The sequence below is a fragment of the Halomonas sp. S3-1-1 genome (genome assembly GCF_023757625.1).
Taxonomy (GTDB): Bacteria; Pseudomonadota; Gammaproteobacteria; order Pseudomonadales; family Halomonadaceae; genus Vreelandella.
The window spans coordinates 689081-714154 of the sequence record NZ_JALGBZ010000001.1 but is presented as its reverse complement, the minus strand read 5'-3'; the positions used below and the strand labels follow the sequence as shown (position 1 = coordinate 714154).

Genomic DNA, 25074 nt, shown 5'->3' with positions numbered 1-25074 from the left:
AAAAACGGAACGGCAGGCATGACAACAAAGACGAAAGTCGAAAAGGTGGCCGCGCTCTACGACGACATGCACCACTGGATCGTGCGCGGTCAGTACCTGCGCGGCGCCAAGCTTCCGACCGAGGCCGAACTCTCGCGGCGCTACGAACTCAGCCGCAGCGCGGTGAGAAGCGCGACCGCACGTCTGAAAGCCGAGGGATTGATCGTCTCTCGCCAAGGGGCCGGCCTGTTCGTCGCCGCCCGACCAGTGACGGAGCTGGACGCACCGAACTTCGTCAATGACCAAAACGACCTTGCGGCGCTGTTCGACTTTCGCCTGCTGATCGAAACCGAATCTGCAGCGCTCGCCGCCACCCACCAGAGCGTTGAGGGAGTCACCCGTATCGAAGAGAAAGCCTGGGCGCTACGCCGGATGTTTCGTCACGGTAAGCAGGGCTCCCAGGAAGATTTTGATTTCCATCTGCAGATCGCCAAGATCGCCGGCAACAAGTTTTTGCTGAGTTCGCTGTTGACCCTGCAAACCGGCGTAATATTCGGTGCTCGCTTTCATCAGAAAAAATCTGAAAGCGACCTGATTTTGCACGCTCAGCAGGTCGCTCAGGAGCACGATGCCATCGTTGACGCTATTCGCACGGGTGAGCCTTTAATCGCGCGCGAGACCATGGCGCATCATATCCGGGCATCGTTTGAACGAATCATGGTGTGAGCTCTTTTCTTATTGGCTACGCTTTGAAGGCCGGGCGTGAAGATGAGCGCGCGGGCATTCGCTTTAACCGGGTAACGCTGCAGGGAAGGCAGCGATGCGCGACTTCGCAACGCCGATGCAAGGAGAAAGGCACCATGATCGAAACCATCGCAGAACTCGAAAGCGCGAAAGCGGCCTGTCAAAAGAAGGTGAACCGCAGCTCGAGCCTTTCCGCCGGCGCCGCCATCATCCCAATTCCGGGCGTGGACATCGGCTCCGACGTGGCGATTCTTCTGCGCTTGATTCCGCAAATCAACGAGCGCTTTGGCCTGACGCCGGAGCAGATCGATGACCTGGATACTCAGTCGAAGGTCATGGTGATGACCGCGATTTCCAACGTGGGCAGCAAGATGGCGGGCAAGTACATCACCCGCAAGCTGATCATCAACCTGCTGCAGAAGATGGGGTTCAAGATCGCCGCCAAGGGAACGTCGAAATTCGTCCCGGTCATTGGCAGCGCCGTGGCCGGTACCATCAGCTACACCGCCATGAAGTACATGGGCACCAAACATATCGAGGAGTGCTATCAAATCGCGCTCGAAACGCTGGAGCAAAAACAGGCGCTGCGCGAGCCCATCGACATCACGCCCGAACCGATCGAGGCGCCGAATGAGCCGCGCTAACGCTTTTCTTCTCTAAAACCCCAACACCCGGCGGCGCAGCGGACGCAGGGCAAAAAAGCTCAGCACCGCTAGCGCCACCCATTCGATACCCGAAGGCAGCAGCGCCTGTACCTGCCCCGCCTGGCTGACCGGGTCGATATCGACGTGCGTCAGCACCGCATCGACCAGCGCGCCCAGCGCCACCGTCACCACGAAAATGCTGACCATGTAGATCGCCAGCGCCGTAGTGCCGAGTTCGCGGCGAAAGACGGCCAGTGTGGCCAAACTCGTGATCGGGCCGGCCAGCAGAAAGACTAGCGCCATGCCCGGGGTGATGCCGGCGAGCAAGAGCCCCGCGGCGATCGGCGTGGCCGCGGCGGCGCACACGTAAAGCGGAATACCCACGAGTGCCATCACTGCCAGCGCCAGCGGCCCTCCGGAGAGTCCGGCCAACGCGTCCGGCGATACCCAGGCCATCAGTACGCCGGCCAGCAGCAGCCCGGCAAAGATCCAGACGCTGAAATCGTCCAGCAGCTCGCTAAAGGCGTAGCGAAGCCCGCCCAGTAAGCGGCCCATAAGCGTCTCTGGCGCGTCGCTGGCCGCGCTATTCTCATGGTCGTGGTCGTGGTCGTGGTCGTGGTCGTGGTCGTGGTCGTGAGTATCGTGCGAGCCACAGCAGCCGCCGCTCGGCCCCGCGTTAACGGCCACCGCGCGTTCTTTGGTAAAGCTGATCAATACGCCGGTGATGATCGCGGTCACTAACGCCCCCACCACGCGTAAAAGCGCCATCAAGGGGCCGAGCAGCGCGCTGGTCAAAAAGATGGAGTCGGCCCCCACGCCCGGCGTGCTGATCAAAAACGAGGTGGTCGGGCCGCGCCCCGCCCCGCCCCGGTGCAGCGCCATGGCGGTGGGAATGGCGCCGCAGGAACATAGCGGTAGCGGCATCCCGATGACGGCAGCGCGCAAAATGCTGCCCAAACCGGTACCACCCAGCCAGCGCGTGAGCATCTGCTCGGAAAGAAAGGCCTTGATCAGCCCGGCGACAAATAACCCTAGCAGCAGCCAGGGAGCGGCGCTAAGGGCAACGCTCAATAAGGTATTAATGGTGTTCATCGTGAGCTCCTGCTTGTAGAGCGAGGGTACAAGCGTTAGCCTGGACCCTGTAACCGTTACAGGGTCAAGCCATGAGCAACGTCTACCGCATCGGCGAGGTGGCCCAGCGCACGGGCTGCTCACCGGAAAGCATCCGCCATTACGAGAAGCTCGGTTTATTGAAGCCGCCCGCTCGCGGCGAGCAGGGCTATCGGTACTACAGCGACGAGGCACTGTCGCGTATCGGCTTCATTCGCCACGGCCGAGAACTGGGGCTCGATTTGAGCACCATTCAGGAGTTGCTGACGCTGTCAGATCAGCCGGAGCACAGCTGTGCCATCGCCGACGATATCGCCAGCCGCCACTTGACGCATCTGGAAGAACGTATTCGCGCGCTTCAGGCGCTGGCCGACGAGCTGCGCCAAGTGGTGGATCAGTGCCGGGGCGGCACGACCGCCGAGTGCCGGATCATTCAAACGCTTTATGAGCACCAACTGCCTCACTCGAAGCCCACCGACTGATAATAAAAAAGCCTCCCCGGTGCCGGGGAGGCTTTGAAGCGCTGTGCAAAGCGTTACTGAGCATCGCGCGGTCTGTCCGGATCAGCGTCCACAAGGCAGTTGACGGTTTCGCCACCCTGATCGTTGATCAGAGCACTTTCCGGCAAGCGATTCTGACCGCTCAACGTCAGCGACGCGTACAGCCAGTCGACAAGCGTATCCCCCAAGTCAAGCGCCTCGCTGGCACGTTGCTGGCTAAAGAAGGTCAGAAGCTGCTGCGCTTCGGCGCGCTTGTCTTGCTCGATCAAAAGCTCGGCGGCGCTCTCTACCCATTCCAGATCATTGAAGCTCGCCTGCTCGAATCCTTCCAGCAGTTCGGTCACCTCCTCGTGGAAGCGCTCGGGCTGTTCACACATCAGATACATCACCTGCTTGAAGCGGCGGCCAGCGAAGTGACTGCCCTCCTGCACCTGGAAATCAGGGTTCAAGAACGTCGAAGGCGCTGCCTTGGTGAGGTAGCGGTGCTGACCGTACTCCATCGGCACCTCCTGGACGCCCAGCCACCAGGGAATGAATGGCGCGGCCAGCGAGCCGGTGGGCGCAACCCAGATCCTCTGCATGTCCGGGTCGGTATCGGCCTTGAGTGTCGCGACCTGGCCGTAACCCGCTTCGTCGTCGGCGATACGTTGATCGCGCACCATGTCCATCATGTCGCGCTCGGTAAGCGGTGCAAGATCCTGAAGTTCGTCTTCAATATCCGCCTGTGACATGTACTTGAAACCGCCGGTGCGTGCTTCGGCCCCCTGACGACCGTAAATGGCGAACACATTGAAAGCGTCTCCGCTTTCGTACCAGCCCTGCTCTTCAGCAAAGGAGACGAGGTTGTCCGATGCCATGAAGTCGGGATCGTCGGCGAAATCGACGGGGAAGTCTTCGATGTATCCCGGGTAGAGCACGCGAATATCGTCGTCGCCCAGTCGCTCGGCGGCCCACAGCCCTTGGCTTCCGGCGAACTCCCAGACCACCCAGCCTTCGTCGGCATCGGCAATCAGGTGGGTGTTGCCGCCGTAGGTCGAGTAGCCGTGCTCGGCGATCAGTTCACCGATCAGCTCGACGCCCTCACGCGCGGTGGTGGCCCGCTCCAGCACCAGTCGCGCCAAGTCGCTGTACTGCGGTCCTCGCTGAGGATCGGCGGTCATGTTCACGAGTTCTTCGCGATTGGTTGCCCAGACGTCTCGCACGGCCACGCCGTGCTCGTTGATACCGCCGTTGGTCAGCGGCGCTGGAAAGCCCTTGTAGTCGGAGTAGGACATCGACAGATAGCGAAAGGTACGCGAGACCTGGGGAATATCGATCAGCTCGCCAGGCATGGACGCCTCGTCGGTGACGCCGACGCTGACGGTGTCACCGGACGCGTGATCGGCGGCGGATTCGATGTGCAGCCAGTGACTGGAAACTTCCTCACCGGTACCGCCAATCATCACTGCCCCATCGGCGGTATGATTTTTCCCCACGTAGTAAGCATAACTTGCAAAAGCAGAAGAGCTAAGCACAAGCAATGGAGCGGCCAAGGTAGCCGTTTTCAAGAGAGAGCGTTTTGTCATCCTTTGTATGTCCCTATCATTCTGTTAAAACAAAGATTATAAAAGATTATTATGATATATAAAAAAATCCATAAATGAATATTTATTCAAGTAACGCTCGGCACTTCCAAAAATTTAATAGCAACGCTTTTTTATCGCGGCTGAAGCTCATCAAGAAACAAATAGTCTCATTTACAAAAAACAATCATTATCAGGTGCATTTACATTAAACGATCGTTTTTATACTATTTATAGCAGCGATATGCATAAAAACTGCCGACGAGCATCGGCACACCTTACTTCAAGGGATCCTATGAAAACCGCACCTTTCGTCGCCAATGCGACCGTCACGGTTCTGGCGTCAAGCTGCCTGCTGTGTGCCGGTCAGGCGTTCGCACAGGCTGAAAACGAGTCTCAAACGCTCGAAACCGTGACGGTCACCGCCACCAACCTCTACGAGAACATCGGCTACACGCGGCGCAGCACCACCGCCGGCACGGGGCTTACGCTCACACAAAGAGAGCTACCCCAAGCGATCAGCATCGTCACCGAGCAGCGCATTCGCGATCAGAACCTGGACTCGGTCGAAGACGTGCTGGCCAACACCACCGGTATTTCGACCAACAAGATCGACAGCGAGCGGGTCAGCTTCAACTCACGCGGTTTTCGGATCAACAGCTACCAGTACGACGGCATTCCCACGCTCAACCGCGACGGCCGCTGGTACTTCGGCGAAGGCCGACTCAACACCGCGATCTACGACCGCGTGGAAGTCATTCGCGGCGCCAACGGCCTGACCACCGGCTCGGGCAACCCCGGCGCCTCGGTCAACTTCGTGCGCAAGCGCGCCGACAGTCGCGAGTTCGAAGGTTCTGTCTCAGGGACGCTGGGCAGCTGGGACAAGCGCGGCAGCACCGTGGATCTTTCCACCCCGCTCACCGCCTCCGGCGACGTGCGCGCGCGCTTTATTGGCGGCTATGAGGAAGGCGGTGCGTTTCTTGATCGCGAAGACAAGCGCCGCACCTTCGGCTATGGCGTGATCGACGCGGACGTCACCGACGCTACGACCGTGTCGCTCGGCTTCGACTATCAGGACAGCCACACCTCCTCGCCCACCTGGGGCGGGCTTCCGCTGTGGTTCGATGACGGCACCCCGACCGACTACTCGCGCTCGTTCAGCGTCGCACCGGACTGGTCCTACTACGACTTCGAATCCGAGAAGGTCTTCGCCGAGATCAGCCACCAGTTCGGCAACGGCTGGCAGGCACGGGTGGTCGGCACCCACGAAGAGACGGACATGGACGGCAAGCTCGCCTACCCCTACGTGGAGGGGGCGGTACCCAACCGAGCGGACGGCAGCGGCGTGTTTTTCTACACCGGCTGGAACCGTGGCCACCGCGAGGTCGACTCCGTCGATGCCCAGGCAAGCGGCCCCTTCCAGCTGTTCGGCCGCGAGCACGAGCTGGTCGTTGGCGGCAGCTACAGCGACCAGACCAACGACTACGAGAACACCTTCATCGACGGTTTCGCGGTTGAGGACTTCAACAACTGGAACGGCGCCGCGCCCAATGAAGGCTGGGCGCCGTTTGCGCCGTCCGAGGCCTCGAGCACGCGCCAAAAAGCCGTCTACTCGGCGGCGCGCTTTTCGCTGGCTGACCCGCTGACGCTGATCGCCGGCGCCCGTTACACCGAGTGGGAGGGCATGACCCAGTTCCGTAGCCTGGACAGTCAGAGCAAGTACGAAGTCACGCCCTACGGCGGGCTGGTGTATGACATTAACGACACCTACTCGGCGTTTGCCAGCTACACCGAAATCTTCGAGCCGCAGAACTATCTCGATATCGGTGGCAGCTATATCGACCCGGTCGAGGGCAAGAACTATGAAACCGGTCTCAAGGCCGCCTGGTTCGATGGCCTTTTGAACGGCTCGGCCTCCGTGTTTCGCATCGAGCAGGACAACGTCGCCGCGGCGCTACCGGGGCTGCCCGGCCAGACCGAAACGTTTTACGAAGGCGTCGATGGCATTGTGAGCGAAGGCTTCGAGGTGGAACTCAGCGGTGCGGTGACCGACGATCTCGACATGACCGTGGGCTACTCGCACTTCACCGCCACCTCTGATGAGGACGACTTCAACCTCAACCAGCCGCGCTCGCTGTTCAAGCTGTTTGCAAGCTACCACGTACCACAGCTTCGTGAGCTGACCCTGGGCGGTGGCGTCAACTGGCAAAGCAGCCTGACCGCCAGCAACCTCAGCACCCCGGCGGGCCTGCCCGAGCGTTTCGAGCAGGGCAGCTACACGCTGACCAACCTGTTCGGCCGCTATGAGTTCACCCCGGCACTCAGCCTGCAGGTCAACGTGGATAACCTGTTCGACGAGAAGTACTACAGCCACGTCAACGGCTACGGCGTTTACGGCGAGCCGCGCAGCATCTCCTCGACGCTGCGCTACGCGTTCTAAGCCATTCACGTCCCTCGCGGCCGCCCGGGCACAGTGCCCGGGCGGCCGCGTCGTTGAAGGCCCGCTTGAAAGACTATCCCAAGGAGAGCCCCATGAACGCCCGCACAGGATCGATACGCACCTCGTTATGCCTGACCGCTCTGGCCGCCGCGCTGCTCTGTGTCGCCCCGGTTTTCGCTGATGACTATCCAAGGGAAATCCAGAGTGCGCTGGGTACCGCCGTGCTCGAACAAAAGCCCGAGCGTGTCGCCACCGTTGCCTGGGCGAACCACGAAGTGCCGCTGGCACTCGGCGTGGTGCCGGTGGGCTTTGCCGCGGCCAACTTCGGCGACCAGAATGGGAATGGCCTGTTGCCCTGGGTGGAGGCGCGCCTGGACGCGCTCGATGCGCGTGCCCCGGTGCTTTTCGATGAGGGAGATGGCATCGACTTCGAAGCCGTGGCCGCCAGCCGCCCGGACGTGATTCTGGCCGGCTATTCCGGGCTCAGCCAGAGTGATTACGACACGCTCAGCCAGATCGCCCCGGTAGTGGCCTACCGCGAAGGTCCTTGGGCGACGAGCTGGCGCGACATGATTCGCCTGAACAGTGCCGGTATGGGCATGGATGAAGAGGGCGAAGCGCTGATCGATGAGCTCGAGACGCAGATTCGCGAGACAGCCGCGCGCTACCCGGCGCTCGAGGGCAAGACGGCGATGTTCGTCACCCACCTGGACCCCAATAACCTGGGGCGGATCGCCTTCTACTCCGATAACGATGCACGGGTGCAGTTCTTTCATGACCTGGGGCTTACCTCTCCCCAGGTGGTGCTCGATCACTCCGCCGAGGGCCAGTTTTCCGGTAGCCTCAGTGCCGAGCTGATCGACGAACTCGACGACGTGGATATTCTGGTGACCTACGGCGGTGAATCGCTGCTGGAGGAGCTCAAGGCCAACCCGCTGACCTCGCGCCTGCCCGCCGTAGCGAACGGTGCGGTCGTGATGCTGGATGACAGCCCCTTGGGGACCGCCGCCAACCCGACCCCGATGTCGATTGCTTGGGTACTGGACGACTATGCAACGCTGCTCGCCGACGCCGCTGGCAAGGTCGAATAACCCGGCCACGGCGCGCGTATTGGGCGCGAGCCGGCAATACCGAACCCGACGGCTGACCACCGGCGCACTGCTCGTCATTCTGGTAATGGGGGCCGCCGCGCTGTCCGTGGCGTTGGGGGCGCGCGACGTTGGTTGGGCGGAAATTCACGCCGCGCTCACCGGCCAAATCCAGAGCGTGGGCGACGCCGCCGTGGCCAGCCGCCTGCCGCGAACACTTTTAGCGCTGCTCGCCGGTGCCGCGTTAGGCGTGGCCGGCGGCGTCATGCAGGGGCTGACGCGCAACCCGCTGGCCGACCCCGGCCTTTTGGGCGTGAACGCGGGTGCCGCACTTGCCGTAGTGGTCGCAATCGCGTGGTTCAATATCCAGACGAGCCTGAGCTTCATCGCCTGCGCCCTGGCGGGTGCAGGCCTTGCCGCCGTGGCGGTCTATACCATTGCAAGTCTTGGCCGGGGTGGGGCCACGCCGCTGCGCCTGGCGCTGGCCGGGGCGGCGATCACCGCCGCGCTTACGTCACTGACCACCGCGGTCATCCTGCCCCGCGGCGATATCGCGGGGCTGGTGCAGTCGTGGCTGGTGGGGGGCGTTGGCGGAGCCACGTATCGTCAGTTCCTACCGATTGTGCCCTTTCTGGCGGTCGGCTTTATCGTCGCCCTGGCGGCGGCACGCAAGCTCAACCTGCTGGCGCTGGGCGACGACACCGCCGCCGGGCTCGGTGAAAAGGTGATGCTGGCCCGGCTGTTGTCCGCGCTGGCGGCCGTGCTTTTATGCGGCGCGACGACCGCCGTATGCGGGCCCATCGGCTTCGTGGGGCTGGTCGTGCCCCACGCCTGCCGCCTGCTGGTGGGCAGTGACTACCGTTGGCTGTTACCGTTTTCCGCCCTCGCCGGGGCGGCCCTGCTAACGCTTTCGGATGTCGCCGGGCGGCTGGTAGCCCACCCGGCGGAGCTCGATGTGGGCATCGTCACCGCGTTCATCGGCGCGCCAGTGTTTATCTGGATCGTGCGAAACCGCAAGGTGGGCGCGCTATGAGGCACGCCTGCCCCCACCAGATCGACCATTTACGAAAGATCCGCCGCGCCCAGGCCCGGCGGCGCACGATCATCATGGCGTTTTTGGCCGCCAGTCTGGCCGCCGGCGCGTTGTTGACGCTGGCGCTGGGCCAATCCTTCACGCCGCTTGCAACCGTGGCGCGCGTGCTGGCCGGCGCCGACATACCCGGTGCGGGCTTTACCGTACGCGAACTGCGCCTGCCCCGGGCGGTGGCGTGTCTTCTGACCGGCGCCTGCTTCGGTCTGGGCGGTGTGGCCTTTCAGACGCTGCTGCGAAACCCGTTGGCCAGCCCCGATATCATCGGCATCAGCAGCGGCGCCAGCGCCGGCGCGGTGTTCGCTATCGTCGTGCTGTCATTGAGCGGCCCGGCCGTGGCGCTGTCGGCCGTCGCCGCAGGCCTTGGCGTGGCGCTTTTGATCTACCTGCTCTCCTGGCGCGACGGCGTGACCGGCGCGCGGCTGATTCTCATCGGTATAGGGCTTGCCGCGATGCTGCAAAGCGTGACGGCGTATCTTCTGATGCAGGCGCCGAGCTGGTCGCTGCAGGAAGCGCTTCGCTGGATCACCGGTAGCGTCAACGGCGTACGTCTGGAACAGGCGCTGCCGCTGGCCGGCGCGCTCGTAGTGCTGGGCGGACTGCTGCTGGGCCGCCGACACGACCTGGAAACGCTGCGCATGGGCGACGAGTTGGCCGCCGGGCTCGGCGTGCGCCTGAACGCTACCCGCATCATCACCGTGCTCACGGCGGTGGGTCTGGTGGCCTTTGCCACGGCGGTCTCCGGGCCCATCGCGTTCGTTGCGTTTCTTTCCGGGCCAATCGCCGCACGCATCGTGGGCCAAAACGGTTCGCTACTCCTGCCCTCGGCACTGGTGGGGGCGCTTTTAGTGCTGGCCAGCGACTACGCCGGGCAGTTTTGGCTGCCCGCCCGCTACCCGGTGGGCATCGTCACCGGCGTGCTCGGCGCGCCTTATCTGATCTATTTGATCGTTCGCGATAATCAACGCAAGGGCGCCTTATGAACGCATCGTCTCTGCAGGCTGAAGGGCTCACTGCCGGCTATGGCGAGCGCCGCGTCCTCGAAAACGTGAGTGTCGATGTGACGCCTGGCCATATCACCGCCATCGTTGGGGCCAACGCCTGCGGCAAGTCAACGCTTTTGCGCGTGCTCTCAAGGCTGATCACCCCGGTGCAGGGCCGCGTACTGCTGGACGGCCAAGCGGTTCATACGCTGGCAAGCCGCCAATTGGCACGCAATCTTGGCTTTCTGCCGCAGTCGCCCATCGCCCCGGAAGGTATCAGCGTACTGGAGCTGGTCAGCCGCGGCCGCCACCCGCACCAGGGGCTTTTCAAGCGCTGGAGTGCCACCGATGAAGCCGCCGTGGCCAACGCGCTGGCCGCCACTCAGCTTGGCGAGCTGGCCGAGCGCGCGGTGGACGAGCTCTCCGGCGGCCAGCGCCAGCGAGTGTGGATCGCCATGGCGCTGGCCCAGCAGACCAACGTTCTGCTGCTCGACGAGCCCACTACGTTTTTGGACATCAACCACCAGATCGAGGTGCTGGACCTGCTCACCGAGCTCAACCAGACCCGCGGCACCACCGTCGTGATGGTACTCCACGAACTGAACCTGGCCGCCCGCTACGCCGATACGCTGATCGCCATGGCGGGCGGGCGCGTCTACGCGGCGGGGCCGCCCGAAAGCGTGCTGACCGAGGCGATGGTGCGTGAGGTGTTCGGTCTGGAAAGCCGGGTGATCAGTGACCCGGTCACCGGCAAGCCGATGATGATACCGCTGGGGCGCCACGGCGGCGTGAAGGCTAAATCGCGGGCCGAGTCACCGCCCGAGGTTTTAACGCCTGAGTACGAAAACGCCCCGCGGTGAAGGCGGGGCGTTGCCGTGGCGGTTAGGAAGCGGCGCTACTCGCTCATCTTCATCTCTTTGACCACCGCGTCGAGGTGGCTCTGGTTGATCTCGGCCGGTGAGTTGGCGCCGATCAGCGTCATGGTCACGCGCATGTCCGCGGCGATCAGCTCCAGAAGGTGCGATACCCCCGCCTCGCCTCTGGCGGCGAGCGCATAGGCGTAGGCGCGACCGAGCAGCACGCCCTTGGCACCGAGTGCGAGCATGCGCACCACGTCGAGCCCGGAGCGCACGCCGGAGTCGGCAAGCACGGTGAGCTCGTCGCCGACTTCCTCGACGATGTGGGGCAGCGCCTGAGCGGTGGAGATCGCGCCGTCGAGCTGGCGGCCGCCGTGATTCGACACCACGATGCCGTCAGCGCCCATGCGCTGCGCCTCGCGGGCGTCATCCTTGTCCAAAAGCCCCTTGATGATCAGCTTGCCCTTCCAGCTTTCGCGAATCCAGGCGAGTTCGTCCCAACTGATCGAGGGGTCGAAGTTCTTGGCCAGAAAGCCCATGTAGTCGTCCATGCCCATCGTGCGCTGGGTGTAGGCCTCGATGTTGCCAAACGACAGTGGCTTGCCCTTGAGCCCTACGTCATAGGCCCACTGTGGGTGGGTGATCGCCTGGGCGTACTGGCGAAGTTTGGCGTTGGGCCCGGACATGCCGGAGCGGCGATCACGGTAGCGCGAGCCGGGCAGCGGCATATCCACGGTGAACACCAGTGTCTTCATGCCCGCCGCCCAGGAACGCTCCAGGGCGTTTTTCATGAAGCCGCGATCCTTCAATACATAAAGCTGCGACCACTGCTCGCCGTGGGCATCGCGGGCCACCTCCTCGATCGAGCAGACCGACACAGTCGAGAGCGTATAAGGAATGCCCGCCTTCTCGGCGGCGCGCGCGGCCTGGACTTCGCCGCGCCGGGCGTACAGACCGGTCGCGCCCACCGGGGCAAGGGCCACCGGCATCTTCCACTGGCTTCCCAGAATCTCGGTATCGAGTGTGGGCGTGCCGCCGCCTTTCAATACCCGCTGACGCAGCGGAATGCCCTGCAACGCCTCGACGTTGCCACGCAGCGTGCTCTCGGTCACCGAGCCGCCGTCCAGGTAATCGAACAGAAAGCGGGGAATGCGCTGCTTGGCGGCTTGCCGGTAATCCGACGGGCTTGAAATGATCATGAAATCGCCTTGATGCTTGAGACGGGAAACGAAGAGGCGTAGTGCGTCTACGGCCTGCTAGCGTATCAAGGTTCCGTGCCCGCGGAGCCCTTTGCGTTACTCTACTTTAGTCTACCGGCGCGCTGACCACTCTACCCGCATCGATAACACCGCTTTCATGTATCCAGTGAACCCAAGTAGTCGCTCAGCACCGCGCGCGAGCGTGCAAGCTGCTCTATGCGCCGGTCCAAGCTAGCTACTTCCTGTGCCAAGCGTGACCGAATTCTGGGGCAGGGGTCGAACGCTGGACGCTCGTCCACTACACATGGGAGAAGTTCGCCAATGGCCTCGACCGTCAATCCCGCGTCACTGAGCTGGCGAATGCGCCCGGCACGAATCACGTCGGTATCGGAAAACCGTCGATAACCCTGTGCCTCGCGCCCGGGCGCCAAGAGTCCCACCTGTTCATAATAACGCAGCATTCGCACGCTGACGCCGCTTCGCTTGGCTACTTCACCTATTCGCATGTCGACCTCCTGGCTTTTGGCTACCGCCTTGACTCTGACAGCACTGTCAGACTTTACCCTGACGTCTTTCTTTTGCCCAGGAGTTCGTCATGAGCGACACCGTGTACTACGTGACATCGAATCAATCGACCATCGGTTACCGCCTACAGGGTGAAGGAGCCCCGCTGGTACTGCTGCACGGCACCGGCGGCGATGGCGAAGCGAACTGGTCGGGTGTGGTGCCCTATTTGATAAATCGACAGCTGATGCGCCCGGACTACCCCGGTTCCGGGTTGTCAGCTCCCAGCCTTGGAGCGCTCGATCTGGATACATTGGTACATAGCGTCATGGCTGCCGTAGACGATGCCGGCTTCGAGTGCTTCGATCTCGCGGGATTTTCACTCGGAGCGGCGCTCGCACTGCGCTTGGCCAAGCGCTTTCCCGGTCGCGTAAAGCGCTTGGCACTGGTCAACGGCTTTGCCCACGCCCAGGATGCGCGCTCGGTAGAGCAGTTTTCGCTCTGGCACCGCCTCGCCATGCACGACCGCCCCGCTTTGGCCGGACTGATTCTGTTGACCGGCTTCAGCGCCGATTTCATCGCCGATTTGAGCCATGAGGAACTTCGCCAGATGCGCGAGGCCATCGTCACCAATACATGCTGGCCCGCCATGATTCAGCAAATAGCACTAGACATGACGCTTGACGTTACGCCGGATCTCGCTTTTATCGATCATCCAACGCTGGTGCTGGGCAGCCGCCTCGACCACATGGTGGCACCGAGCGCATCGCGCTTTCTTGCCAAGCGTCTCTCTCGTAGCTGGCTCGAGTGGCTCGACTGCGCCCACTTGGCGCCCATGGAAGCACCTGACCGGGTAGCCAAGGCGCTCGCCGGGTTTCTCGACGCCCCGGCCCGCTGACGTGTCTATACTGAAACTACACGCTGCAATAAAGGGTCGCCTTATGCCACCTCCCGAAATGGTTGAACTCGAAAGCGATCCAAAAAACGGCTTTCCCAACTCGCGACTGCCGGTGCTGATCTATCGCGGGGTGATTACGGAACCGGAACGGTACGCCCAAGCGTTAGAAACGCTATTCGAGCAAAACGGCTGGCCGCCTGCCTGGCGCTATCATCTCTACGATTTTCAGCACTTTCATGCCGATGCTCACGAAGCGTTGGGCGTATTTCGCGGCCGTGCCCGGGCGCAGCTGGGCGGCCCTGACGGGCCCACCATTACGCTGGCCCCGGGCGATGTGCTGGTGCTGCCGGCAGGCACCGGCCACGCCTGCCTGCAGGACGAAGACGATTTCTGCATGGTCGGCGCCTACCCGCCCGGCCAAAAACCCGATTTGGAGCGCGGCAACCCGGAGGAGTTCGACGCCTTGAAAGCCCGGGCCGCTGCCGTTGACCTGCCTGCCCAGGGCCCGGTCGATGGCAACGCCATGGCGCTTTGGCAAGAGCGTTAGCGGCTCAACATCGTTAGTGGCCAAGAGCGTTAAAGCGTGATCGTGCCTTTCAGGTACGGCGCGACCCGCCCCTGAATCACAACGTGCTCGTCTTCAAGACGCACACGCAGCGTTCCTTGACGCGCGCCGCCCTGACGCGCCGTCAGTGAGTGCTTACCCAGACGCTCGGCCCAGTATGGCGCAAGTGAGGTATGCGCCGAACCGGTGACCGGGTCCTCTTCAACGCCGACCTTCGGGCCGAACCAGCGCGAGACGAAATCTTCCTCCACGCCCGGCGCGGTCACCGCGATGCCCCTGCCCGGCAGCGCCTTGAGTTTCGCCATGTCCGGCGTGATCGAGGCGACGACCCGAGCGTTTTCCACCACAGCAATGATATCGTCGGCGATCAGCAGCTCGTCGACCCGGGAAAGCCCCAGCGCGGCGGCGACCTCGTCTTCCAGAGCAAGCGAAACGGGCGGTTTGGCGGGAAACGTCATGGCCAGCTCCTCACCGTTTCGCGCCACCAAAAGCTCGCCGCTTCGCGTTTGAAACGCAAGCGTATCAACGCTCACGCCCAGCGCGTTGAAGATCACCCAAGCGGCGGCCAAAGTGGCATGACCGCACAGATCCACCTCGACCGTCGGCGTAAACCAGCGCAGGCGGTACCCCGCCCCCTCGGGTACAAAAAACGCGGTTTCCGAGAGATTGTTTTCCGTGGCGATGGCCTGTAGCAGGGCATCGTCCGGCCACGCGTCGAGCGGGCAAACGGCGGCGGGATTGCCTGCGAACGGCCGGTCGGCAAAGGCATCGACCTGGTAAAGATCCAAATGCATACAAGGGGCTCTAAAGCGAAGAAAAGAGGCGCTACTTTACCATGGCGGCGACGGGCAACAACACGCGGCGGTGGACGCCCTGATGATCTCGGGCCAGAATTCAGGGTTCTTATTGGCACCAAGCCGTATGCCTAAAGGCCTCGCCATCCGGCTCATGACAGGAGTAATCGCATGCCCGCCTACGTTGTACTGATCAGAGAACGCACCCACGACGAGCAGGAGTTCCAGACCTACGCCGACAAGGCCAAGGCCGCCCGCGAAGGCCACGACCCCGAGCCGCTGGCGTTTTACGGCGATTTCGAAGTGCTTGAAGGCAGTGCCATGGAGGGCGGCGTAATTCTGCGCTTCCCCGACATGGACGCCGCCCGCGCCTGGTACCACAGCCCCGGTTATCAGGCGGCTCGAAAGCACCGCTTTCTAGGCGCCGACTACCGCGTGCTGCTGCTCGACGGTCTGCCGGAGAGTTAACCAACGCTACCCTAGGCGCCCCGGCCCGCTGGCGACAGCGGGCCGGGGCGCCTACGCTCAAGTGAGCCTTTATCTGCCCACGTTTGACCACGCAAGGAGTCAGCGATGAACATTCTGATGGTCGTGACCTCTCACGATAAACTCGGCGGCACCGGCAACAAAACCGGTTTCTGGCTCGAAGAGCTGGCCGCACCCTACTACACCTTTCTGGATGCCGGCGCCGAGCTGACCCTGGCCTCCCCCGCCGGCGGGCAGCCGCCGCTGGACCCATCGAGCGACGCGCCGGATGCCCAGACCGACGCCACCAACCGCTTCAAGCAGGATCTTGACGCGCAACACGCGCTGGCCCACACCCAAAAGCTCGACGATATCGACGTCAGCGGTTTCGATGCGATCTTCTACCCCGGCGGCCACGGCCCGCTGTGGGATCTCGCCGAAAGCGCCACCTCGGCCCGCCTGATCGAAGACGCCCTGGCCGCCGACAAGCCGGTCGCGGCGGTGTGCCACGCCCCCGGCGTGCTGCGCCACGTGCGTGGAAGCGACGGCAAACCGCTGATCGCCGGGCGCAAGGTGACCGGCTTTAGCAATAGCGAAGAAGAAGCCGTGGGACTCACGAAGGTGGTGCCGTTTCTGGTCGAGGACATGCTCAAGGAAAAAGGTGGCGAGTACAGCAAGGGCGACGACTGGAGCGCCTACGTGGTGGAAGACGGCCTTTTGATCACCGGCCAGAACCCCGGTTCTTCCGAGGCAACCGCCGAGGCGCTGTTGAAAAAGCTCAAGGGCTAAACCTTAGGCTGAAACCCTTACACTGAGAACGATGCGCCCGGCGCCCCGATAACGCATTGACCCGCGCACTTCTGCCCCCTTCAACCTCCACGGTTGAAGGGGGTTTTATGTTTCTACGGCAATACCGGCACGGTGCGTGCAACCTTCGCTCACTTGACCACTCCAACCTCGGTACGCCCGACAAGAGCTCCGTATTGAACTCGCCATTGCCAAAACCTTTAAAATGTACAAGAATTGTACAACGTACAGTTTTCGAGGATCTCTTCGATGGCGGACTTCAAGCAGCGCGAGTGGGTGAAATGGAAATGGGGTGACAACTGGGCCGAGGGCCAAGTGACTAAAAAGTACTGCGAGAAAGTGACGCGCAAACTTCAGGGCAGCGAGGTGACCCGCAAAGGTAGCGAGAAAAACCCCGCTTATCTGATCAAGCAAGAGGACGGCAGCCGCGTTCTCAAACTGCATACCGAAATCAAGAAAGCGTAGCCAAGGAGGCCATCATGACGTTCGACGAGTTCGTAAAACTTGCCGGTCAGTCGAGTATCAAGGAACTGCATATCGAATCTCACGAAGGCGACGTGTTCGTCTTTCGCGCCATGACCGACGATGACGAAGAGCATGTATTGGTCGACCAACACGGCAAGCCCATACGCCCGCAGTCGCTTACCGACGCGCGAAAACGTCTAACTGAAGCTGGCGGGCTGGAAAACGTGCCGCTCTATCTCGTCCAGCAGGTGCCCTACGATGAAATGATCGGCCTAGACGCCGATCAGGAATCCCACAAGACACCGCTGACGCTGCACTCTGGGGCGTAGAAAGCGCTTCTCACTAAAAAATGGCGAGCGTCAAAAGCGCTCGTCGTTTTCTTTAGTGCGCTGCCTTAAACCGCCGCTCGGTTTGAGGGTATCTGTGGAAGATGGCAAGTAAACGGCTCGATTGCGTCCGCTGGTCTTGGCTTGGTAAAGCGCCTGGTCGGCGCCCTTTAACAGCACACCACCACCAACGCTTGCGCGCAGCTTTACGGCGTTGTCAGTGCTCGATACGCCGGCGCTCAGTGTCACCCAGGCACTCGTGCTCGAGTCTTCGTTGGGTACTTTAAGCGCTTCGACCGCCTTGCACAGCCGGCTGGCAATGTGGAGCGCCCCTGGAGCGGCGGTATTCGGCAGCACGATGACAAACTCTTCGCCGCCATAGCGCGCGATCAGATCCGAGGGCCTTGAAAGCACCTCCTTTAAAGCGGCGGTGACGCGCTTGAGGCACTCATCGCCCGCGTCGTGACCGTAGCGGTCGTTGAAGCGCTTGAAGTGATCGATATCGCACATGATGATCGAGAGCGCGCCGGAATCTCGTGAAAGCCGCGACCACTCGCGCTCCAACGCCTCGTCCAGCACTCGCCGGTTTGCAAGCCCTGTCAGCGGGTCAGTATTGCTTAGCGTTTTGAAATGGCGACTCAACGTCATCAATTCGCGCTCGGCTTGATCGATCTGCTGGCGAAACAGACAAAGAAAAATACCCAATAGCGTCAGCACCCCAACACCACTGCCAACGTACATAACGTTCACCCAAGGTTCAGGGACCGGCGATAGCGCTCTGGACGGCGTAAACAGAAAGTACGACGCCATATAAAGTGTTCCGAGAAGCGCCATGCGTGCGATATATAGCCGTCGTCCGCGCTGGTTCATGAACACCAGTACCGCAGCAATGGTGAAGTAAAAAAGATTGACACCTGCATCGGCCCCAATAAACGCGGTGACGACGAACATCTGGATATTGACGTTGATCAACAGCGTTCGCTGCGCCAGCTCGTAGCGCCGGCTTGCATTGAGGGCGAGTACTGATAGATACCCCAGAGTGAAAACGATATTGGCGATAAAAACGCCGTAGAAATAGGCAAAATCGTAGAAATAATAGAACAGTTGATAAGGGGCGGTCGCTACCGCGCCAAAGAGCCCTATCTGGTTCGCCAGTTCGATTTGGCGACGCCGCTGCACGGTATTACCGGCCACACCTGCCGCCCAAACCCATTCGACTTTCTTTAGCATTGCTGGCGCCCTGGAAAAGAAAAACTAAAAAATTTCAGCGCAAAATAAAAGATCAAGGGACGCTGCAAGCGAGCGAGTGGCAGCTCATGTAGACCGTTTGATCGCGTCCGTTTTTTTTGGCCAGGTAAAGCGCCTGATCGGCGCACCTGAGCAGGCGCTCGCCGCTTTGATCGAAATGCGTACTGCTAAAGCAAGTGGAACTCGACACGCCTACGCTAACGGTCACGATACCCTCTTTCGCGTGAGGATTAGGGATGGTCAAGCGTCGCACCGCTTCGTTGATCTTTTCACCCACGTATCGCGCGCCCTGTTCGTCGGTGGCTGGCAGCACGACCGCGAACTCCTCACCGCCATAGCGTACGGCTAAATCCGAAGGACGCTCGAGCGCCTCCTTGATCGCCCCAGCAATCTGACGCAGGCACTCGTCGCCCCCATCGTGACCAAAATAGTCGTTATAGACCTTGAAATGATCGACATCGCACATGATGACCGAGAGCGTACCGGGGTGACGCGCGAGCCGCAGCCACTCGGCGCGCAGGGCCTCATCGAGGGCGCGCCGATTGGCGAGCCCGGTCAGCGGATCAGTGCTCGAGCGTACCTGAAGTAGTTGGCTGGTCTTCAAAAGCTCTTTTTCAGTGTTCTCGATCTGGCGTCGAAACATATTGAGCAGGACTACCATCAGCAGTAGCGCCCCAGATGCGCTGCACACGTACATGGCATCCACCCACGGATAGGGGACCGGCGCAATCGCGACCTCAGCCGTCAACAATAGCTGCGTGCCGAGATAGAGCGCACCGCATGCGAGCTGGCAGGCGATCAACCCTATCCAGCGAAGCGTGGGAAACAGAAACACCAGCACGGAGGCCTGAGTAAAAAAGAAAAGGTTGACGCCTACACCGGCCCCTGACATGAGTGATGAAACGAGCATGTGAGTGCTCACGCACAGCATGAGCAAGTTGCGTGCCGCCCCGTACTCTCCGCGACGATTGAGTAGCAGCACCGCCGCGTAAGTGGCCATGAACATCCAATTGATGACGAACATCTCGCTAAAGTAAGCGAGGTCGTAAAAAATGAAGAAAAACTGGTAAGGAAAAGGCGTAAAAAAAGCAAAGATACCCAACTGATCACACACCAGAATCTGACGCTGGCGCTTGGCGGGCAAATGTTTTGTATTGACGGCGCTTAGCTTTATCCATTTATCGAGCATTACTTGCACTCCTAAAGCGCCGCTACTCTGCCGAGTACGCCAAAAAAACGACCTGGTCGCGACCAAGACTCTTGGCCTGATAAAGCGCCTGATCAGCGCACTTGAGCAGGCTCTCACCCTCTTCCCCATTCAAGCCTTTGCAGTTCAGCGCATGAATACTCGATACGCCGACGCTGACGGTGACAAAGCCGGTAGCCGCACCGGGGTTGGGTATTTCGAGTCGTCGAACTGCTTGGCAAAGCTTATATGCCACGTAGCGCGCGCCTCGCTCGTCAGTTTCCGGTAGCACCAACGCAAACTCCTCCCCCCCGTAGCGCACGATAAGATCCGCCGGCCGGGCAAGCTCGGCCTGGAGCACCAGCGCTACGCGCTGCAGACACCGGTCGCCACCACCATGACCAAAGCGATCGTTGTAGTGTTTGAAATGATCCACGTCGCACATGATGACCGAAAGCGCCCCAGGCTGGCGCGTGAGCCGTAGCCATTCGCGCCGTAAGGTTTCGTCCAGTACTCGTCGGTTCGCAAGCCCCGTCAGCGGGTCGGTATTGCTGAGCGTTTCGAGCGCGTGGTTGTTGATCAAAAGCTCGCTTTCGGTGATCTCGAACTGATGGCGATAGTGAAAAAGCAGCGTACCCAGCACAAGCAAAACGCTCACGACGCTAAAACCGTGCAGTAGATCGACCCAAGGCAGTGGCACCGGCGTATAGGCCGTTCCGGAAGGAAACAAAACGTTCGCCAACACGAAAAGCGCCACGCTGAGCAGCGTCAAACTCATGGAAAGGTATCGTTGGTCACGGGGAAACAGAAAAGACAGCGTCCCGGCCAGCGTGATATAGAAAAGAGGTACTCCGGCATCGACACTTAAGTAGAACGCGCTGATGAACAGCTGTGTCATGACCAGTGCTATAAAAACGAGACGCGCCGCCGAATACCAGCGTCGATGATTGATCCATAAAACCGAAGCGTAAGCGCCCATGAACAGCATATTGATGGTGAAAAAAGTGCTGTAGAGGGCGAAATCGGAAAGCACGAAGAAAGTCTGGTAAAAGATACACATGACGAATGCAAACAGACCCAGCTGGTTACACAGCTCGATTTGTCGACGCAGTTGCACGGGGTTGTCCGCCACACCTGGTGACCAGAGTTTTTGAAGATTCCTCAGCATTCAGGGTTTCCCGTTTTCGACTCCATACCGTCCATCCACTATAGGCACCCATTCACTGCAAGATAATCGGCCATAAAGCGACGATTCGCCGCGCTTTTCAAAACCCGAAATCCATAAATCATGAGTGAACGGGTAAGCAGCGCGCCCTGCTCCAAAGAAGAGACGCCCACCGAGTTCGCGTTACCTGCTTCAGAATGTCCTCTGCGCTCATCCACACTGCAAGGCCCAACACTCTTAGGCTTAACAATTTCTACGTATTTTTGGACCTTATGAGCCTGAATTAATTTGGGTTATAGCTATCTATCGGCGAGGGACTATCGGGCTTTAAAGCCATATCGCTTTTAAACCGCATATAGGCTATAGGAGAAAACCTAATAAACGAAAATTAAACGAAATAAACGATCACGACGCTCTTCTTCGCGCGTTAAATCGCACGCACCCCTCACTGTTTGGAGTATCACTGCGGTTGTGCTGATGTCGTTTTTCCTGGCACCCTAGTGCCATGACTGCACTTTTGTGGCTTGACGGCAGTGGGCCTGCAGGCGCTGTCTGAGGCGTGAACGGTTGGATGAAGTTCATTGGAACAACGGCGCAGTATCTTTTCACCTTAGTCCCCAAACGAGAACTATTCCTTCGCCCGGGCGTCGTAAAGATGACTGCTACACGGACGTTGGAGGTCTACCTTGCTGATCAAGAAGAAAAAAGTTCGCTCTCACACCGAGGACCGCTACCTGGCGCTGGTACTGGCGACGGCGGCGGGCATTCTCAACGCGATGGCCTTGGGCGCCTTCGGTTTTCTCCCTTCCCACATGAGCGGTAACGTCTCGCAGATCTCCGATGAAGTGGCCAGCGCCGATACGCACGGCTTTCTGTTTTTGGCCACGCTGCTGGTCGCCTTCGTCATGGGCGGCATGCTGGCGCGCATCGTCGTGGTGCTGGGTCAACGAATCAGGACCATTTTTTGCCTGATTTTGCTGGTAGAAGGCGCGGCGCTGGCCGCAGTCTCGCTGTTCGAGATTCTGATGTACTCGCCGCGTTTCAACTCGGAAGTGCTGCTGGCGCTGGGCTTTTTGATGGGCGTCCATAATGCCACCTCGACCCAGCTCTCCAACGGCCGCGTGCGCGCCACCCATGTCACCGGCACGTTGACCGATGCGGGCATCGCGCTGGGCTCTTTTATCTCATCGCGCTTCTCTCAGGACACAGCACTCGACCGCCGCTTTTCCCGCAAGCAGCTGTACACGCACCTGACCACGATCTTCTCGTTTCTCTCCGGCTGTATCGCCGGACTCTTGCTGTTCGATCTGTTCGATTTCAAGGCGATGCTGGCGCTGGGGCTGTTTCTGGTCGTGGTAGCGGCCAGCGCCATCGTGATGACCGTGCGCACGGCCAGCCGGCTCATGGTGGTCAAACGCGCCCAAGTGGAAGGCTCATAATACCCACAGGGTTCAGGCCTTGCGTGCAATGCCCGCCGTAAAAGGCGGGCACTGGGTTATGCGGTGAGTGACTCATTGCGCTTATTCGGCGTGCGCCTTGTGGCCCGTCACGAGATGCATGATCGCCACCGCCACTGACCCCACTCCAAAACCGATGACCGCCGAGCACAGCGTATTGAAGCTCCATCCCAGCGCTCCGCCCAGGGTGCCGGCGGATTCGCGGATGTCGAGTTCGATGTGGTGCACCCAGTCATAAGGCGCGTTGAGCCAACCCACGCCCTCGGCCCCTAAATTGACCAGCAGAATATGACCGCCCACCCAAAGCATGGCTACGGTACCCACCAGCGCGATAGCTGCCAGCACTTTCGGCATGGCCGCGACCATGCCCCGCCCCAGCTTCTTCATCGCCGAGCTTTCCCGCTGGGCAAGCCTTAAGCCGATATCGTCCATGCGGATAAGTCCCGCGACCACGCCGTACACCAGCACGGTGATCACCAGCGCGACCACGATCAAACTCACCAGCTGCGACCAGAACCCCTGGTGGGCCACCGTCGATAGCGCAATCACCATGATTTCGGCGGACAGGATCAGGTCGGTGCGAATGGCGCCGCTGACGATGCGTTTCTCGGCCTCCGGCCCCTTCATGACTGCGGGCGTCTTGTCTTCCTCCACCCCACTCAGCCGGTGCCATACCTTTTCCGCGCCCTCAAAAGCCAGGTAGGTGCCGCCCAGCATCAAAATGATCGGCAGCAGCATGGGCAGGAAGTGATTCAACAACAGCGCCACCGGCAGAATGATCAGCAGTTTGTTGCGAATCGAGCCCAGCGCGATCTTTTTCACGATCGGCAGTTCGCGCTCTGCCTTGATCCCTTGCAGGTATTGCGGCGTCACCGCCGTGTCGTCGACCACTACCCCCGCCGCCTTCGCCGTGGCGCGCCCGGCGGCGGTACTCACGTCGTCGAGCGACGACACCGACAGCTTCGCCAATGCGGCGATATCATCCAGTAAGCCTAACAAGCCACCCATCATGGGGCGTTCTCCGTCTGTGAGGGCACATGCCATGCGTCAAGCATAACGCGAGTGGGCGCGGCTGACGCGATAGACTTAAGCGTCTTCAAACAAGCGCCGCCCTGGCCGCTGGATAAACTCATCGTTGGTTACGACGAGCGACGCCGTTCCCATGCCGCCGCTGCCGCCGTTCTGATACCCTGACTCGCTCATCAACACCGCCATGGAGGCCTCGTGGGCCAGCAATCCCGTCCGCTCAGCGATCTCGAACGCTACCACGCCCGCACGGTGTATACCGGTTTGAAGCTGCAGGACGGGTTGATCCTTATGGGTGGCAGCGTGTTTCTACTGCTTAGTCTGGGACTCCCCGTTGCCTTCTTCCTCGATGGCAAGAGGCTGGTGCTTTCAGAAATCATGATGATTGGGTTGGCCACTCTGCTCCTTGCAGCGCTTAGCACCCTGGCGATCCTTTACGCCCGGCACCACGTCACACTCGCCAGCACCGCCACTGCGCTGCAGGGAACGCTAGTGCGCAAACGCCGCCGGCAGATGAACCCCGTAACCGGCGTGGGCCATACGCGTTACGTCGACTTCATCGACGATATCGAGCTTCGCTGGCCCGCCGGCGCCGATGCCATCGTCGATCCTCTGGAAGGCCAGTACATCGAGTTGAAGATTGCGGTAATCGAGATCACCCATGGCAGCACATGGACGCGACTGCGCGAGTGGGTCGGGTCCGCCAGAGCACGGCCCAGGCAGGTGGGCGTGGTGCTCGAGTATGAAAAGGCCATTCATATCCATGGCGCGCTCGCCCAATACGGGCGCCGCTATTTGCTGCGCTATCGCGCCCGCTTGACGGCGGTCGTCACCTTTATCGTGGCGCTGTCCCTATTCATTCTAATACAGCCCGCCACGACTCATTTTCTGGTACGTACCAACTTTCTCCTGAGCCTGCTGGCTATTGTGGGCTATGTGGCTGGAGCTTTTATGATCACCCTGCTTGTAGGCAAAGTGATTAAAGCGCTGCGCCGACGCTTCGACCCGGGTTTCGATGAAACCCCGCACGAGGAAAGGTTGAAGGGGTAAGCGATGGCAGCTGGCCATCATGCCCCCAACATCTCTTTAAACTTACAAGGAGCCCCGCTTGAGCAACCAAACCCGCCCGCTGACGGCTCTGGAAAAGCACCACGCCCGCACGGTCTATCTGCGCGTGGTGTTCTTCAAATGGCTACTGGTGCTGTTGGGCAGCTTCTTTCTCGTGCTCAGCGTGATACTGCCGGTGGCGTTCGTGATGGATGATATCCGTGCGCCGGTGCTGCTGATCGGCTTTCTGATCGTGCTGGATCTGGTCGTCGCGGTGCTGGGCGTCTTGTGCATAGCGCATGGTCTGGGGCGAGTTACCACACTCAGGCACACGACGACCCAAGTGCGCGGTCGGCTGATCGAAGAAAAACGTACCGCCAGCGCAGGCAACGGCGGCGGGCGTTATACCGTGTACACCTATTTCATCGATGACGTTCAGCTTTCCTGGCCGCCTGGGGCCGAACGTCTCTACAAGCCCTTGATCGACCACACGATCACACTGACGGTGGCCATGATCGATATCAAAAGCCGCCCCCGGCTGAAGGCGTTCGTGAAGTGCTTTGGCATCGACCCGAACAAGGAGAAAAGCCGGGGCTTGGGCGTGGTGCTCAAATGCCAGCGCGTCATCAACGTGCATGGCGTACTCGAAACCTACGGGCGTTATTACCTGCTTCGCTACCAGTTTCAGGTGGCCGTGGTCATTGGCTTGTCTGTCACTCTTGCCCTGTTACCGACGCTGCACCCCGACTCCACCGATTGGCTGATTAGGCAAAGCCACTTCGTGCAGCTTCTGATCATTGCGGGCTGCGTCATCGGCAGCGGCGTAGTGACGTTCTTTACCGTCAAGGGCTACCAGGCGCTGCGCAAGTTGCTGAATCCGGCGTATGACGATACGCCGCACGAGGAAAAGCTGAAGGGGTAAGCG

27 protein-coding genes are annotated in these 25074 nt (G+C 60.6%); 17 read left to right on the top strand and 10 right to left on the bottom strand.

Features of this window, described 5'->3' with window-relative positions; translation table 11 throughout:
- Positions 1 to 18: 18 nt before the first annotated feature.
- Together MQW23_RS03445 and MQW23_RS03440 are read left to right on the top strand one after the other, a co-directional pair.
- Positions 19 to 705, top strand: coding sequence for a FadR/GntR family transcriptional regulator (locus tag MQW23_RS03445; protein WP_252106415.1), 687 nt, complete (start codon positions 19 to 21; stop codon positions 703 to 705).
- Positions 706 to 839: 134 nt separating this feature from the next.
- Positions 840 to 1367 carry a hypothetical protein gene (locus MQW23_RS03440; RefSeq protein ID WP_252106414.1) on the top strand — a complete coding sequence of 176 codons (528 nt, stop codon included), beginning with the start codon at positions 840 to 842 and terminating at the stop codon, positions 1365 to 1367.
- Between the two features lie 12 nt (positions 1368 to 1379).
- Here MQW23_RS03440 and MQW23_RS03435 read toward each other — a convergent pair whose 3' ends face one another.
- On the bottom strand, positions 1380 to 2459 hold the full coding sequence (locus tag MQW23_RS03435; protein ID WP_252106413.1) for an SO_0444 family Cu/Zn efflux transporter: 1080 nt from the start codon (positions 2457 to 2459) through the stop codon (positions 1380 to 1382).
- Positions 2460 to 2530: 71 nt separating this feature from the next.
- Between MQW23_RS03435 and MQW23_RS03430 the strand changes: the two genes are divergently transcribed.
- A complete protein-coding gene (locus MQW23_RS03430) occupies positions 2531 to 2959 on the top strand; it encodes a MerR family transcriptional regulator (RefSeq protein ID WP_252106412.1) in 429 nt (142 codons plus the stop codon).
- A 53-nt stretch (positions 2960 to 3012) separates the two neighbouring features.
- On the opposite strand, the gene MQW23_RS03425 is transcribed toward MQW23_RS03430, so the two are convergent.
- Positions 3013 to 4542: a C69 family dipeptidase gene (locus MQW23_RS03425; protein WP_264297467.1), complete on the bottom strand. Its 1530-nt coding sequence runs from the start codon at positions 4540 to 4542 to the stop codon at positions 3013 to 3015.
- 292 nt (positions 4543 to 4834) lie between these two features.
- Here MQW23_RS03425 and fhuE point away from each other — a divergent pair, with 292 nt between their 5' ends.
- The 5 genes from fhuE (at position 4835) to MQW23_RS03400 (ending at position 11000) form a co-directional block, all read left to right on the top strand.
- The gene (gene fhuE / locus MQW23_RS03420) at positions 4835 to 6979 is read left to right on the top strand and encodes a ferric-rhodotorulic acid/ferric-coprogen receptor FhuE (protein ID WP_252106410.1); all 2145 of its coding nucleotides are present in this window, start codon (positions 4835 to 4837) and stop codon (positions 6977 to 6979) included.
- 92 nt (positions 6980 to 7071) lie between these two features.
- Entirely contained in the window at positions 7072 to 8070 is a 999-nt protein-coding gene (locus tag MQW23_RS03415; RefSeq protein WP_252106409.1) for an iron-siderophore ABC transporter substrate-binding protein, read from the top strand.
- Positions 8030 to 9100, top strand: a complete 1071-nt coding sequence (locus tag MQW23_RS03410; RefSeq protein WP_252106408.1) for a FecCD family ABC transporter permease — start codon at positions 8030 to 8032, stop codon at positions 9098 to 9100. Before MQW23_RS03415 ends, MQW23_RS03410 begins: the two co-directional genes overlap by 41 nt.
- Positions 9097 to 10140, top strand: coding sequence for a FecCD family ABC transporter permease (locus tag MQW23_RS03405; protein ID WP_252106407.1), 1044 nt, complete (start codon positions 9097 to 9099; stop codon positions 10138 to 10140). Before MQW23_RS03410 ends, MQW23_RS03405 begins: the two co-directional genes overlap by 4 nt.
- Entirely contained in the window at positions 10137 to 11000 is an 864-nt protein-coding gene (locus MQW23_RS03400; protein ID WP_252106406.1) for an ABC transporter ATP-binding protein, read from the top strand. Before MQW23_RS03405 ends, MQW23_RS03400 begins: the two co-directional genes overlap by 4 nt.
- A gap of 35 nt (positions 11001 to 11035) precedes the next feature.
- Here MQW23_RS03400 and lldD read toward each other — a convergent pair whose 3' ends face one another.
- Together lldD and MQW23_RS03390 are read right to left on the bottom strand one after the other, a co-directional pair.
- On the bottom strand, positions 11036 to 12196 hold the full coding sequence (gene lldD, locus MQW23_RS03395; protein WP_252106405.1) for an FMN-dependent L-lactate dehydrogenase LldD: 1161 nt from the start codon (positions 12194 to 12196) through the stop codon (positions 11036 to 11038).
- Between the two features lie 155 nt (positions 12197 to 12351).
- Entirely contained in the window at positions 12352 to 12702 is a 351-nt protein-coding gene (locus MQW23_RS03390) for a MerR family transcriptional regulator (RefSeq protein WP_252106404.1), read from the bottom strand.
- A gap of 89 nt (positions 12703 to 12791) precedes the next feature.
- On the opposite strand from MQW23_RS03390, the gene MQW23_RS03385 reads away from it, so the two are divergent.
- Positions 12792 to 13598 carry an alpha/beta fold hydrolase gene (locus tag MQW23_RS03385; RefSeq protein WP_252106403.1) on the top strand — a complete coding sequence of 269 codons (807 nt, stop codon included), beginning with the start codon at positions 12792 to 12794 and terminating at the stop codon, positions 13596 to 13598.
- A 43-nt stretch (positions 13599 to 13641) separates the two neighbouring features.
- Entirely contained in the window at positions 13642 to 14145 is a 504-nt protein-coding gene (locus MQW23_RS03380; RefSeq protein ID WP_252106402.1) for a cupin, read from the top strand.
- A 29-nt stretch (positions 14146 to 14174) separates the two neighbouring features.
- Here MQW23_RS03380 and MQW23_RS03375 read toward each other — a convergent pair whose 3' ends face one another.
- Entirely contained in the window at positions 14175 to 14957 is a 783-nt protein-coding gene (locus tag MQW23_RS03375) for a PhzF family phenazine biosynthesis protein (RefSeq protein WP_252106401.1), read from the bottom strand.
- A 171-nt stretch (positions 14958 to 15128) separates the two neighbouring features.
- Here MQW23_RS03375 and MQW23_RS03370 point away from each other — a divergent pair, with 171 nt between their 5' ends.
- The 4 genes from MQW23_RS03370 to MQW23_RS03355 all read left to right on the top strand — a co-directional run bounded on the left by MQW23_RS03370 (position 15129) and on the right by MQW23_RS03355 (position 17023).
- Complete coding sequence (locus tag MQW23_RS03370; RefSeq protein WP_252106400.1) at positions 15129 to 15425, top strand: DUF1330 domain-containing protein; 297 nt, start codon at positions 15129 to 15131, stop codon at positions 15423 to 15425.
- A 105-nt stretch (positions 15426 to 15530) separates the two neighbouring features.
- Entirely contained in the window at positions 15531 to 16211 is a 681-nt protein-coding gene (locus tag MQW23_RS03365) for a type 1 glutamine amidotransferase domain-containing protein (protein ID WP_252106399.1), read from the top strand.
- A gap of 267 nt (positions 16212 to 16478) precedes the next feature.
- Positions 16479 to 16694, top strand: a complete 216-nt coding sequence (locus tag MQW23_RS03360; protein ID WP_252106398.1) for a hypervirulence associated TUDOR domain-containing protein — start codon at positions 16479 to 16481, stop codon at positions 16692 to 16694.
- 14 nt (positions 16695 to 16708) lie between these two features.
- Positions 16709 to 17023 (top strand): DUF6482 family protein, encoded by a 315-nt coding sequence (locus MQW23_RS03355; RefSeq protein WP_252106397.1) that lies wholly within the window; start codon positions 16709 to 16711, stop codon positions 17021 to 17023.
- A gap of 30 nt (positions 17024 to 17053) precedes the next feature.
- On the opposite strand, the gene MQW23_RS03350 is transcribed toward MQW23_RS03355, so the two are convergent.
- The 3 genes from MQW23_RS03350 to MQW23_RS03340 are packed head-to-tail and all read right to left on the bottom strand — an operon-like array spanning position 17054 to position 20622.
- The gene (locus MQW23_RS03350; protein ID WP_252106396.1) at positions 17054 to 18250 is read right to left on the bottom strand and encodes a GGDEF domain-containing protein; all 1197 of its coding nucleotides are present in this window, start codon (positions 18248 to 18250) and stop codon (positions 17054 to 17056) included.
- Between the two features lie 52 nt (positions 18251 to 18302).
- Positions 18303 to 19457 carry a diguanylate cyclase gene (locus tag MQW23_RS03345; RefSeq protein ID WP_252106395.1) on the bottom strand — a complete coding sequence of 385 codons (1155 nt, stop codon included), beginning with the start codon at positions 19455 to 19457 and terminating at the stop codon, positions 18303 to 18305.
- 22 nt (positions 19458 to 19479) lie between these two features.
- Entirely contained in the window at positions 19480 to 20622 is a 1143-nt protein-coding gene (locus tag MQW23_RS03340; RefSeq protein ID WP_252106394.1) for a GGDEF domain-containing protein, read from the bottom strand.
- 683 nt (positions 20623 to 21305) lie between these two features.
- On the opposite strand from MQW23_RS03340, the gene MQW23_RS03335 reads away from it, so the two are divergent.
- Positions 21306 to 22058 carry a YoaK family protein gene (locus MQW23_RS03335; protein WP_252106393.1) on the top strand — a complete coding sequence of 251 codons (753 nt, stop codon included), beginning with the start codon at positions 21306 to 21308 and terminating at the stop codon, positions 22056 to 22058.
- 81 nt (positions 22059 to 22139) lie between these two features.
- On the opposite strand, the gene MQW23_RS03330 is transcribed toward MQW23_RS03335, so the two are convergent.
- Both MQW23_RS03330 and MQW23_RS19405 read right to left on the bottom strand, forming a co-directional pair.
- A complete protein-coding gene (locus tag MQW23_RS03330; protein ID WP_252106392.1) occupies positions 22140 to 23087 on the bottom strand; it encodes a DUF808 domain-containing protein in 948 nt (315 codons plus the stop codon).
- Between the two features lie 75 nt (positions 23088 to 23162).
- Entirely contained in the window at positions 23163 to 23291 is a 129-nt protein-coding gene (locus tag MQW23_RS19405) for a hypothetical protein (RefSeq protein ID WP_264297466.1), read from the bottom strand.
- 9 nt (positions 23292 to 23300) lie between these two features.
- Here MQW23_RS19405 and MQW23_RS03325 point away from each other — a divergent pair, with 9 nt between their 5' ends.
- A complete protein-coding gene (locus tag MQW23_RS03325; RefSeq protein ID WP_252106391.1) occupies positions 23301 to 24152 on the top strand; it encodes a hypothetical protein in 852 nt (283 codons plus the stop codon).
- A gap of 58 nt (positions 24153 to 24210) precedes the next feature.
- The gene (locus MQW23_RS03320) at positions 24211 to 25071 is read left to right on the top strand and encodes a hypothetical protein (RefSeq protein WP_252106390.1); all 861 of its coding nucleotides are present in this window, start codon (positions 24211 to 24213) and stop codon (positions 25069 to 25071) included.
- The last annotated feature ends 3 nt before the right edge of the window (positions 25072 to 25074 follow it).